The organism is Shewanella sp. 10N.286.51.B8, from assembly GCF_041469325.1.
Lineage (GTDB): Bacteria > Pseudomonadota > Gammaproteobacteria > Enterobacterales > Shewanellaceae > Shewanella.
In genome coordinates, this window is sequence record NZ_JBFRKG010000003.1 from 133,868 (window position 1) to 146,525 (window position 12,658).

Consider the following 12,658-nt stretch of genomic DNA (forward strand, 5'->3'; position numbering starts at 1 on the left):
CTACCGCACCACAGGGGTAATGGCTAGACTAAAGCCTTTAGACAATACGCGACCAAGATTAATGGACACCTCACGTTTTGAATGTGGAGGAAAAAAGGTGTTAATTTGATCTGTTACAAGCGCCTCCTCTTCGATAGTAAATGTATTACCGTCGGCTTCTGTTATATTCAAATAATAATCATTAAGCGTAGCGTATTTATTACCTATATTATCAACCGTAAACTTTAACAATGACGAGGTATTTTGTTGTTTCTTTTGTAATGAATAATCAGTATCTATATTAATAATCTGATGTTGAATAGAGGATGTATTAATCACCAACTGAGGTTGCTGCTTGCTGGACGATACGTGAACTGCCGCATTAAAATGTACAAATATTTTAACCCCACTTTTACTTGCACTATCATCGACTAATTGAGGCTGGCTAAAACGAATAAAATAACTTTGGGAATTGGCTAAGGTATCTTGCCCCAGCCATTGAACACGAACGGACTGAACTGCACCTGGAGCTAAAACGGTTGCTGGAGGAAATACTAATAAATCGGTGGAAGTTTCAGATATAACCTTATAGCTCGCACCACTTGCTAGGGGGTTAAACTCAATTTCATTAACATCAATTTCTACAGGTAAAGTTAAATTAGAATTATTTGTAATTAAAAATTGCTGATAATTAGCACGACTACCAATAGAGAGTGCGGTAACCATGGGAGAGATCTCTATTCCATACACTGGTTTTCCTAAGAACAGAGACATTAAAGAAATACCGCACCATCCAAGCACTGTTTGTAAGCTTATCGAATTGATGTACATAAGCCTCCTTTTTATCTCAAAGGTTAGTAATCTAAAAGAAACTACAAAATTGACACAGCAGGTGCCTGATAAAAAGTCTAACTCACTATTTCATAATTTCAATTTTAATCTCAATTTTATCCATACTGAATGATTCAATAGGCTTCATCGTTAACGTTCGAGAAGAGTTGGGTAAAAATAAATTGCCATTCAGTAACTCAGAAAGTTGCTCTTTATTTAACTGCAGTGAGTTTGCACCATCACTAACTTGCCATTGAGTTTCACTTAAACGTACATAGCGGTTACCGGAGTTGTTAATCGTTATTTTCCACTCTCCATCTATTAATTTTAATTCTTTAACTAGCAAATTTGCTTTCGTATTGCTCGGAACTACATTAATCAAGGTATTAAAATTAACCGCCATATTCACTTGTGAACTATCACCGTTTTCCATGGTAATCGGTATTTGACGAAAACCAACACTATAAGCTTTTGACTCAGCGATATCAGGTTCACCTAAATAGCGCACCATAACAGCTTGAGAATGGCCAGGTTTTAAAATAGCCGTCACAGGAATAATTAATAAATCATCTTCAGCTGGAATATATTCAATTTTACCAGAATTATTAATAACCAACTGCAGTGGTATCATCTCAACAGTGAGTGATTCACTGTCATTATTTTCTATACGCAGATTTAACTGTGCTTTTTTACCTACAGGTGACATTTCTGCCACCATAGGCTGCACTTTATAAGCAAAAGCATTCGGTAAACTAAAAACGGTTATAAGACTGACCATTGCCACTAGACATGATGTAGTCATATTTTTAATCATAAAACACTCCATATTAATATAATTAAACATGAGGGAGTTATGTCCCTCATGTTTGTGCTGACTAAGCTAAATTAATTAGCCGCATTAATTTGAACGGTTAACGTATCAGAATAACCACCAGACCAGCTTGCACCACCCGGTGTGCTAAATGACAATGTTGCTGATGCGCCACCTAGCAAGCCTCCTGCAGAATAATCTTGATTAATATTTGCACCATTAGTGCCCATACCACCAGGCGCATTAAGCACTAGGTCAGAACTATAACCAACTATGGCTAAAGTAGCCGTATAAGGCATAGATTGATCTTCAGCATCATCTGATTCTAGGCCACCTTCAGCACTAATCATTTCAATGTTTGCACCATCGACATCATTACATTCAACATTAAAATCAATATCAGAAGCGGTATTAGCGCCTTGTAAGTTACCAAAATCATTTAATTGAGTATTTAGACCTGTCACCTCACATACCGCAGGAACAAAACCAACTAATTGAACGTCACCAGCGTTAGCTGTACTGGCGAATAGTGCTGTTAAAGATGCCGCAATTAAAGTAATCTTTCTCATTGTAAAACTCCTTTTAAAATTTCAGATTGGTTTTTTACTATGCCGACCGATATTCACCTATCGGTCGGCAACTTTCTCCATCTGGAGAAAACTTCATTAAATACCCTGCATGGTAAAATTAGGATAAACCTCAACATGCAGAATATCGGTGTATTTCCCGGCATATACCAATGCTTCAGGAAGGCTAATCTCTAAACTACCCGACGTCGCAAATGGAATTTTTTCGCCAGCATTAAATCGTTGCTCTTGTTGAATATCAAAACTATTCGCGCTCATATTAAATTGAATCGATTCAATTTTTAAATCAATATCATAGGCTGCGATAATTCTATTTTCATCCTGAGTTTGATTTAATTTAAGCCCACCGTACTCAGAGCGAAGTGCGACCAACATCGTTTGGTTACAATCAATAGACAGCGTTGTACTGTGTATTAGCTGTTGGCTAAAATCAAAAGGCGAACTACTTGGAATAGTGATTTCACATTTATCTTCGATAACACCTGAGAGTGCCAAAGTCAGTGATTCGTTGGCATGACTAACTGCAAGTCCGAAGCAACAATGTAATACGAAGAATGCCACAGTATTTTTCACTGCATAAAGCCCTTTTCCGTTAACACTCATATCAATGTCCCTATAGATTGCCCAAACACGCTTTGCCAAAACAGGTGTATATGAAATCAATACATTGATGATAGCAATAAAGTTAATTTACAAAATATGAATTTAAGAATGAGTTTGTTATTAATCATTCATACTTGCAGTGTGCTTAATTCATACTTTTAAGATATTACAATAAACACAATTAAATTAAATATATAAAGCAATGACTTATTGAAAGGCTCGAGTCTGACATAGTTAATTAAGTATGAGATAGGTATTTAAGTATGACTCAGATATGACCTTTTTAACAAAACTGATAAACGAAAGGCTCATCATTGCTGATGAGCCTTTCGTCTTAAAAATGGCGAAATTATGGTGATTAGAACGCTAGATTGAGATGCTACATTTTGACTTGAAAAACGCCGGAAGCAGCACGTAAATGGGTCAATGAATTTGTTTGTTGGTACAACAACGAGCATCGCCATAGCAGGATTAAGTTTGTGACACCAAACCAGAGGCATGATGGTCTTGATGTGGGAATACTGGCGAAGCGAAAAGCGTTGTATCAGACAAAAAGAAATGAACATCCAGAGCGATGGTCAAAAGAAGAGCGAAACTGGCAGCCGATAGGCGCTGTGGAGTTAAATCCAGAGCAACATAAAGAAGCTGCTTAACAATTTAGGCGACAACTGTCTTGAAAAACGCCGGTTAGAAACAGATGATTTTGAAGGCGTTATCGAGCGAGTTGAAAAATTCGGTGGCAAAGTCAGAATGGACATCATGCGCTACCATCCAGAAGATGATAATAAGCCTTACAAAATGGTGTATTTAGAAGACCCATTTGGAAACTTATTTGAGCTATATTCTCATTCTTATTCAGAAACTTATTCTTCTGAATATGAATAGAAATTAAATAGCCAAAAATCAGCAACTAACCAAGGTTTGTTGCTGATTTTTTTTGTAATAAACAACCTCGTTTTGGCACAAATCATCTTTGAGCAATGACCACATTGCTAAGAAAACCTCCTTAGCTAGCTTTAGGTATTGTTGCAGCTAACGATGAACCTGCGGGACTCACCTAATGAAAAAAACCTAACAACCTATTATCGAGATATTGAAAGTGAATATCATCTAGCCATGCGGCGTCTGGTGGTATGACTAAACCATGTCAGTCCTTAAGGTGATGTTAACAGGATCCTAGTAGTTGAGGATTTGATCATACATAAACGATTAATACTCCAACGATAATGAGACTACTATAGTTAAATCTTAAACAAGTTCAGCGTTTATTGAACATGTTGAAAGGCGCAAACACTATAGGAATCGAATTATGACTAATAACAAAACCCTTGAGCTACCTGAATTTGAAATCAAAGATTATTCCAATATCCCACAGCGTAAACAGTTTTATCCCGCATCAGAAAAAGCTGTCAATATTGTCCGTGATTCTATGACCATTGATACCCTATTTTCTGCACTATATCCCAGTCAGTGGTCTTCACCTGAAGCGCCAGAATTTCACGATGAAATGGACCGTTGTAAGGCTGCTGGTTTTAAAGTACTTGCAGCATGTCCATCTGCGGACTCGTTAGACGCCTCTGTCGATGGCATCATGAAAGGCACAGATTTTTATCTTAATAAAATGAGAGAACGCCCAGACAGCTACAAAATTATCCGTACAACAAAAGACATTGATGATGCGGTAAAAGAGGACAAGCTTGGGCTATTTTTTACTCACCAAGGCACCCAGATATTTGGTGGCGATGTGGACCGTGTCGCTTTGTGGCGTGAGTTAGGTTATGGCTACTGTCTTTTAGCTTACAACAATCGCAATGAAGTAGGAGATGGTTGCTTTGAACCTGAAAATCGCGGTTTGACCGCCTTTGGTAAAAAGCTGATTGATAGCTATAACCGTTACGGCATGGTGGTAGATGTTAGCCATACAGGCGAACGTACCTCGCTTGATGCTATAGAGCGCAGTAGTCAACCTGTTATTTCTTCGCACTCAGGTGCAAAAGCCATGGCCAATTATCAACGTAGTTTATCTGACGAAGTAATCAAAGCCATCGCAGAGAGTGGTGGTGTATGCTCAATCAATATGGTTGGCGCATTTATGGACACGTCTAACCCAGATATTGTTACCACAGACGCGCTATTCCGTCATGTCGATTACATGGTGAACCTAGTTGGTATTGATCACGTGGGTTTTGGTTCAGACTATATTCCCAATATTAGTTTTACTGCCTCAATCATGCAAACCCCAATGGGCGCTGCTGTTTTCCCTGATGGCGGCTATAGTGCAGCAGCAGGTGCAAAGGGCTTCCCTACTCCAGCACCTTACCAAATTGTAGCGGCACTGATTGATAAAATGCTACAAAATGGATATAGCCAAGAGGATTGTGGCAAATTCTTGGGTGGTAATATGTACCGAGTATTTGATCAGGTGTGGCGTTAGTTGATTAATGTTAGTTGATTAATGTTAGTTGATTAAATATTGAGTCGTAAAAAGCACTGCCAGCCCAGTCTAAAGACTGGCGGTGCTAATTTGAATTTAGACATTTCTGAGGTACAAAATCACGCTGTTGTCGATTATTTAAGACTGAACCACGGGTATTTGTTCAGCCACAGATAAGAAATGAAAACCTTTATTGCATAAGGAGTTTGCTAAACAAATAGGTGTGAACTTCACGTTTGGGCGGTTCTGCTCATGTACAAAGCAGGTACATTGTCTGAGTCAATTCTTTCAAGGCCTATAAGTGTTTAACGGTGAACCCTTTGTGGAATACATCCAACCTAATCCCCTTTCTTGCTACGACATTCTTTGCTACCGCCCAAGCTATATGAGCGGTTAAATAAAGAAAACTCTCTTAAAATATGATCGATATAAGGGAGGGTTACAACTTCCGCTGCTTCAACGTATAACGCACCTTACGCGGATTCACTTATGTTCATCTTACTGACTACCAGCACTCACCCGATTTGTGGTTATCAGGAGGATCGTCCTCTCGCGATTTAGATCCCGAATAGTCCATGACCATTCTTCGTTACATTGTCAGAGCCGCTACTTTATTCAGGCTCATAGGTTCATCTGGTGATACAGATGGTTCACACATTAAGCGGTGAACAGCGCTTCATACGACTTCACGTCGCACGCCCCATTTCGCGTTAAAGTATTTACTCAGCACCAGAGCGAGCTCACAGTTTTTCATTAGAATATAATGTGACCAGCCATAGATGCAGGCGATATCAATTTATAGGATCTCATCGCCATTCCAATCCCAGTCAATTTGGGAAATATCACGGGAGACTTTGTATAAATACCATCCGAGCAAAGCGATAATACAAAGGATTATAAAGGTAAAAAGCATATCATCCCCTTAGAGCTTTCATGTGACGTAACTACAGGGCTTACCATGGCAATTGAGTGCCATCGTAGACAAAAAATGAACCTGAATGTTTAAGTTTTAAATTGTCGATTACATTAAGCATGCCTTTAACACTCTCTTCTACTGTTACCTTGCCTTCCTTGCCACCCATATCGGTTTTTACCCAACCTGGATGAATTGCCATGGTCTTCACTCCCGCTTCGGATAATTCACAGGCTAGAGATTTAATTATTTGGTTGAGGGCCGCTTTTGATGCTCGATAGCTGTATCGTCCCCCTGAGCGGTTATCATCAATACTGGCCAGTATTGAGGTCATCCCGATTATGGTTTTATCTTGGCCGGCTAGAATATTATTGAGCAAGGCCTGCGTGATTAACATGGGTGCGATGGTATTGACCTTTAACACCTCTAGCCATCTTTGCTGATCCATATTGCCTAAGTTGTCACATCCTTCACCACTCACCCCAGCATTATGAATAAGTACATCAATAGGTTGCTCTTTAAACACCTCAGTTAAAGCGAGAATATCTGTTTCATGACTAACATCTAGAGCATAAGGGCGAATGGTTGAATACTGTTGTGCTAACAGGGTTAACTCATGCGCTGAATCAATATCGCGACAGCAAGCGATGACCTTGTAATGTCGCTGTGCATATTGCTTTGCAAGCTCTAATCCTAAGCCACGATTAGCTCCAGTAATAAAAACGGTTTTCATTGAGTGCCTCTTATCAGTTTCAATCTTGTCTAATACCAATCAATATAAGTTGCGAAAAGCTGGCCAATGCTGCTGCATTGACCAGCTCTAAGGGTAAGAGTCGTGTTTATTTCATTAATACATTTTTACCATTAACTTTCTGCACGCTTATCAAGACGACCACTAAAGCGGGTCAAAGCAAGCGCTATCAGTACAACTACTGCACCTACCCAAGGTGTATGCATTAAGCCTGCTTCAGCGACAACCATCCCTCCGCCCCATGAACCAAGTGCAATACCAACGTTAAAGGCGGCAATGTTTAAACCGGAAGCAACATCCACTGCATCTGGTGTATATTTTTCAGCAAGTTTCACTACATATACTTGTAAACCTGGAACATTACCGAATGCAAATGCCCCCCAAACTAAAATCGTGGCTACCGCGGCAATAGGGTTAACGGCGGTAAAATTGAACACGATAAGCACAGCTGCAAGACCAGTAAAAATAATGCTAAGGGCTTTTATTGGGCCCATTTTATCGGCCATTTTTCCGCCCCAAATATTACCAATCGCAACTGAGACTCCATAAACCAACATAATTAAACTAATTGCATTAGCACTAAAGCCAGTTTCTTGCTGCAAAATAGGAGCAAGGAAAGTGAATGCTGTAAAAGTGCCGCCATAACCCAGTGCAGTAATCGCATAAACCAGTAATAATCTAGGTTGAGTTAATACCTTAAGCTGCGATGAAAGCTTAGCTGCAGCAGGTTGTTTTAAGTTATTTGGTACTAAGAAAGCACTACCAATTAATGCGATTAAACCTAATAGCGCAACAACTAAGAAGGTTGATTGCCAGCCAAAGGTTTGACCTATGTATGTCCCAAGCGGCACGCCTGTGACTAACGCCACGGTTAAACCAGTGAACATAATCGCAATGGCGCTGGCGGCTTTTTCTTTTGGTACCAGACCGGTAGCAATGGTTGAACCAATGGAGAAAAATACACCATGGGCTAAACCTGTCAAAATACGAGCGATAATCAGGGTGTTATATCCAGGTGCTTGCCATGCAACTAAGTTACCGACAACAAACAGTGACATGACGGTAATCAATACGTGTTTACGATTCCACTTTCCTGTTAAAGCCGTTAAAACCGGGGCGCCAATGGCAACACCAAGTGCATAAAGGCTAACCAGCAAGCCTGCTGAAGGCAGTGATATATTTAGGTCGGAAGCCATGGTCGGGAGTAGCCCCACGATCACAAACTCCGTTGTTCCAATAGCAAAGGCGCTGAGCGTCAATGCAAGAAGTGCTAAAGGCATAATATTTACTCTCTGTTGTTTGAAAATGACCAGCAATAGCCGATGTATTGGTCGCTATACCGTCGCGTTGTTAATTGATGGGGGGCATTTTGCATTAAAGATGTTTTGTGAAAAACAGAGGTTTTTACAAATGATATTTGTTATAAATGCAATAAAGCTGATGAGCGATTGGATAAAGTTGAGGGAAATAGCATGCGAACGAAATCTGATGATTTAGCCATTTTACTAGCTGTAGTCGATACCGGAGGTTTTTCAGCGGCAGCAGAGAGCCTAGATATCCAAGTCGCGCGAGTATCCAGAGCGGTCAGTAAAGTGGAGAGTCAACTTGGGGTCACTATTCTAAACCGAACCACTAGACGTATTGAATTAACCGATGAAGGACGCCAGTTCATTTACTCTGTGCGGGTGGGATTAATGCAATTACAGCAGGCGGAAGAAGATATTATTTCCCGTGGGGAATTGCCCAAAGGCCGTTTACGTGTCGACGCGGCTAGTCCGTTTGTGTTTCATCAACTGGTGCCATTGGTGCAGTCATTTAATCAAGCCTATCCCGATATTGAGCTAGAAATAACCTCCAATGAAGGCATTGTGGATTTACTAGAAAAGAAAACCGATTTAGCAATTCGGATTGGTACGTTGAGCGATTCTACGCTACATGCTCGGTCGCTGGGTCGAAGCCCCTTGTATATTGTGGCTTCACCAGAATATATCTCAAAACGCGGGCTCCCCACTAAAAGCAGCGATCTTGCTCAGCATAATCTCATTGGATTTGTCGCCCCCAAAATTTTGAATGACTGGCCTTTAAAAGGTTTTACCCAACTAGACGCTTTGATGTCATCAAGTAATGGCGAAACCATTCGACAAATTGTGTTGGCAGGAAATGGCATTGCATGTCTATCAGGGTTTATGGTGAATAAAGATATTGCCGAAGGACGTTTAATCTCGCTGTTGGAGAGCGAAAAAATCAGTCATCCACGAAGAGAACAAGTCAACGCTGTGTATTATAAGACTTCTTCTGTGGCCAAGCGGATCTCCGCTTTTATTGATTTTATTAAGCCGAAGCTAACCCTGTAACCCGCTTAAACAAGCTGATTGTTGCAATTTCTACAAATATTATTTGCCTTTATTGCTATAAATGATTAGTGACTCATTTGCTAGTATGCCCCTATCAAATGAAGAGGGCTCAACTATGTCACTATCACTATTTAAACCATTCACATTGGGTGGACTCACACTCAAAAACCGCATTGTCATGCCACCGATGACGCGTTCAAGAGCCAGTCAGCCTGGTGATGTCGCAAATGACATGATGGCAACCTATTACGCTCAGCGTGCCAGTGCAGGATTGATTGTGTCTGAAGGTACGCAAATTTCAGCGACGGCAAAAGGCTATGCATGGACCCCAGGTATTTACACACCTGAGCAGATTGCTGGTTGGCGTAAAGTGACAGACGCTGTGCATGCCAAACAAGGCGCTATTTTCGCGCAGCTTTGGCATGTGGGAAGAGTCACTCACCCAGATAACATCGGTGGTAAGCAACCGATTTCTTCCTCCGCATTAAAAGCGGAAAACGTCAAAGTATTCGTTGATAATGGCAGTGATGAACCTGGTTTTGTTGACGTCGTTCAGCCTAGAGCGATGACAAAAGCCGATATTCAGCAAGTGATCGAAGATTACCGTCAAGCCGCATTGAATGCCATTGAGGCAGGCTTTGATGGCATTGAACTGCATGCCGCTAATGGTTATTTAATTAACCAATTTATTGATTCAGAGGCGAATGATCGCACTGATGAGTACGGTGGATGTCTTGAAAACCGTCTTCGTTTTCTTGATGAAGTTGTTACTGCAATGGTCGATGCCATTGGCGCTGATCGCGTTGGTGTGCGCTTGGCACCTTTAACAACCCTCAATGGTACTGTTGATGCTAACCCTATTGAGACTTATACCGCTGCCGCAGCGTTACTCAATAAACATCATATCGTGTACCTACATATTGCTGAAGTCGATTGGGATGATGCACCAGATACACCCGTCTCATTCAAACGTGCAATGCGCAATGCTTTTCAAGGCGTGCTGATCTACGCAGGTCGTTATAATGCGGAAAAAGCAAAGCAAGCTATTGATGACGGACTGGCTGATATGATCGGCTTTGGTCGACCTTTTGTGGCGAATCCCGATCTTCCTGAACGTCTACTTCACGGCTACCCATTGGCAGAGCATGATCCAAACACCTTGTTTGGTGGTGGTGAGAAAGGTCTGATTGATTATCCAACGTATAAAGCTTAAGGGGGTAAGTATGTTTAAGGTATTTAAAGGTCACGGACTTGAGACTAGAAACCGTATCGCGATGGCGCCGATGACTCGTTCACGCACGTCTCAACCTGGTGATGTACCAAACGAGATGATGGCAACCTACTACCGTCAGCGTGCCAGTGCTGGACTCATTGTATCAGAGGGCACCCCGATCTCAGCGGCTGCACGAGGTTATTCGATGACTCCGGGCATTTATACCCCAGAGCACATCGAAGGCTGGAAAAAAACCACCCAAGCTGTGCATCAAGAAGACGGGAAAATATTTACTCAACTTTGGCATGTGGGGCGACGCAGTCATTCTGATATTTCAGGTACTAAGCCGTTAGCCCCATCAGCGATTAAAATCCCAGATCAAGTATTTGGCCCACTAGCTGAAGGTGGCTTTGGGATGATTGAAACTGAAACGCCACGGGAGATGACGCTGCAAGACATTAAGAGCACGATTGCGGATTTTGTACAAGCGGGCAAAAACGCCATTGAAGCTGGTTTTGATGGCGTGGAAATTCATGCTGCGCATGGTTACTTGTTTGATACCTTTTTACGCTTAGAAAGCAACCAAAGAAGTGATCAATATGGTGGCAGCCAAGAGAATCGTATGCGCTTTCTGGTTGATACCTTACAAGCACTTACTGACGAAATTGGTGGGGAAAGAGTTGCGGTTCGTCTGTCTCCTCATATCGGAGAGGGTTTTGCTGGGGATGATGTTGAAATTGTTCCGCTAACGTTAGCATTGCTGGAAAAACTACAACCGATGAACCTTGCGTATGTGCATTTTTCAGAAAACATATCACGCTATGTAGAGGTACCTGAAGAGTTTCGCCAACAAGTTCGCCGAATATACTCAAACCCAATCATGGTTGCTGGAAAGCTGACCAAGCAATCAGCGCAACAGTTACTCGACAAGCAGTATGCTGATTTCGTTGCCTTTGGTACCCCTTTTGTAACGAACCCAGATTTAGTCGCCCGTTTGGCCAATGATAACCCACTGGCCGAGTTTGATGCTGACGCAAGACTCACCTTGTATGGTGGCGGAGCCGAAGGCTACATCGATTATCCTACTTATCAGGCATAGCAAAACTAGGCATCAAGGACTAACCACTCCTTGGTGCCTTCTCCTTTCTTTAAGCAAACGAGAATGCGATGGAACCCTATCAAATTTGGCAATATCAAACAGAGACACACAGTGTTATTTTAGGTAAGGCTGAAATACCAGCTTTAGATGACAATGAAATCTTAGTACAAAACAAAGCGATTGGTATAAACCCTGTCGATTGGAAATTTATTAAAGCCAATCCTCTAAATTGGCCGAATGGTCATGTTCCTGGTGTTGATGGTGCAGGCGTCATCGTACACGTAGGCTCTAAAGTTGACACCAGTCTCATTGGGCGTCGAGTGGCGTATCATGGCTCACTAAATCGCCATGGTAGCTATGCTGAATATACCGTTTTGAATGCTGAGCGAGTGATGACGCTGCCTGAGAGCCTATCATTTGAACTTGCAGCAGCGCTACCTTGCCCGATGCTTACCGCATGGCAAGCATTTGAAAAAATTCCATTAACCCGACAAAGAGAAGTGCTTGTCGTTGGTTTTGGCGCGGTGAATAATTTATTATCCCAGTTCCTTCTCGATGCGGGTTATATCGTTGATGTTGTCTCAGCGAGTCTGAGCGAAGAGCGAGCCCAAAAGCTAGGTATTCGCCAAGTTTATCGAGAACAATCTCAAATCGACATGCAATACTTCGCCATTTTTGATGCCGTGAGTGGCGAAAATGCCGCCCATTTAGTACCACTGTTAAGAGCGAATGGACATATTGTCTGCATTCAAGATCGTATTGCTAAACCCATTGACCCGCCATTTACTCGCACTATTTCTTACCACGAAATAGCCCTTGGCGCGTTACATGATTTTGGTGATAAACAAGATTGGCATGCATTAATGCAAAATGGTGAAGCGTTACTTGAACGAATTACTAAAAGTGATGTTGTAATTAGTGCGCCCATCATATTCAATTTTGCAGACATGCCTGAGGCATTGACACATAGTGAATTTACAAAACTAAAAACTGTAATTACATTGAGTTAAACCGCACTATTTGTATTAGTTCACTCGTATCCCAACGGTCTCTTTCTTGGTTAGCTTTAACTTTGGGCTTTTG

The 12,658-nt window shown here is 41.5% G+C and carries 11 protein-coding genes and 2 pseudogenes; 7 read left to right on the forward strand and 6 right to left on the reverse strand.

The genetic code is table 11. The features are described from left to right. The 4 genes from AB4160_RS01240 to AB4160_RS01255 all read right to left on the reverse strand — a co-directional run bounded on the left by AB4160_RS01240 (nt 1) and on the right by AB4160_RS01255 (nt 2,811). The gene (locus AB4160_RS01240) at nt 1–810 is read right to left on the reverse strand and encodes a hypothetical protein (RefSeq protein WP_372003307.1); all 810 of its coding nucleotides are present in this window, start codon (nt 808–810) and stop codon (nt 1–3) included. Nucleotides 811–895: 85 nt separating this feature from the next. Beyond that, nucleotides 896–1,624, reverse strand: a complete 729-nt coding sequence (locus AB4160_RS01245) for a molecular chaperone (protein WP_372003310.1) — start codon at nt 1,622–1,624, stop codon at nt 896–898. A 71-nt stretch (nt 1,625–1,695) separates the two neighbouring features. Then, nucleotides 1,696–2,190, reverse strand: a complete 495-nt coding sequence (locus AB4160_RS01250) for a hypothetical protein (protein ID WP_372003313.1) — start codon at nt 2,188–2,190, stop codon at nt 1,696–1,698. A gap of 96 nt (nt 2,191–2,286) precedes the next feature. Beyond that, nucleotides 2,287–2,811 carry a hypothetical protein gene (locus AB4160_RS01255; protein WP_372003317.1) on the reverse strand — a complete coding sequence of 175 codons (525 nt, stop codon included), beginning with the start codon at nt 2,809–2,811 and terminating at the stop codon, nt 2,287–2,289. A gap of 404 nt (nt 2,812–3,215) precedes the next feature. On the opposite strand from AB4160_RS01255, the pseudogene AB4160_RS01260 reads away from it, so the two are divergent. The 3 genes and pseudogenes from AB4160_RS01260 to AB4160_RS01270 form a co-directional block, all read left to right on the forward strand. Further along, nucleotides 3,216–3,464 (forward strand): annotated as a pseudogene (locus AB4160_RS01260) (IS3 family transposase); the annotation flags it as partial. Nucleotides 3,465–3,498: 34 nt separating this feature from the next. Further along, nucleotides 3,499–3,696: pseudogene (locus AB4160_RS01265) on the forward strand (glyoxalase); the annotation flags it as partial. Nucleotides 3,697–4,120: 424 nt separating this feature from the next. Continuing rightward, a complete protein-coding gene (locus AB4160_RS01270) occupies nt 4,121–5,245 on the forward strand; it encodes a dipeptidase (RefSeq protein WP_372003321.1) in 1,125 nt (374 codons plus the stop codon). Nucleotides 5,246–6,198: 953 nt separating this feature from the next. On the opposite strand, the gene AB4160_RS01275 is transcribed toward AB4160_RS01270, so the two are convergent. Together AB4160_RS01275 and AB4160_RS01280 are read right to left on the reverse strand one after the other, a co-directional pair. Beyond that, entirely contained in the window at nt 6,199–6,891 is a 693-nt protein-coding gene (locus AB4160_RS01275) for an SDR family oxidoreductase (RefSeq protein ID WP_102519779.1), read from the reverse strand. A gap of 131 nt (nt 6,892–7,022) precedes the next feature. Further along, nucleotides 7,023–8,189 carry an MFS transporter gene (locus AB4160_RS01280; protein WP_029235440.1) on the reverse strand — a complete coding sequence of 389 codons (1,167 nt, stop codon included), beginning with the start codon at nt 8,187–8,189 and terminating at the stop codon, nt 7,023–7,025. A gap of 192 nt (nt 8,190–8,381) precedes the next feature. Between AB4160_RS01280 and AB4160_RS01285 the strand changes: the two genes are divergently transcribed. The 4 genes from AB4160_RS01285 to AB4160_RS01300 all read left to right on the forward strand — a co-directional run bounded on the left by AB4160_RS01285 (nt 8,382) and on the right by AB4160_RS01300 (nt 12,585). Further along, the gene (locus tag AB4160_RS01285) at nt 8,382–9,263 is read left to right on the forward strand and encodes a LysR substrate-binding domain-containing protein (RefSeq protein WP_372003324.1); all 882 of its coding nucleotides are present in this window, start codon (nt 8,382–8,384) and stop codon (nt 9,261–9,263) included. Between the two features lie 115 nt (nt 9,264–9,378). Continuing rightward, nucleotides 9,379–10,476, forward strand: coding sequence for an alkene reductase (locus tag AB4160_RS01290; RefSeq protein ID WP_017062692.1), 1,098 nt, complete (start codon nt 9,379–9,381; stop codon nt 10,474–10,476). A gap of 10 nt (nt 10,477–10,486) precedes the next feature. Next, a complete protein-coding gene (locus AB4160_RS01295) occupies nt 10,487–11,575 on the forward strand; it encodes an alkene reductase (protein ID WP_372003328.1) in 1,089 nt (362 codons plus the stop codon). A 68-nt stretch (nt 11,576–11,643) separates the two neighbouring features. Then, the gene (locus AB4160_RS01300) at nt 11,644–12,585 is read left to right on the forward strand and encodes a zinc-binding dehydrogenase (protein WP_371993615.1); all 942 of its coding nucleotides are present in this window, start codon (nt 11,644–11,646) and stop codon (nt 12,583–12,585) included. Nucleotides 12,586–12,658: the final 73 nt, after the last annotated feature.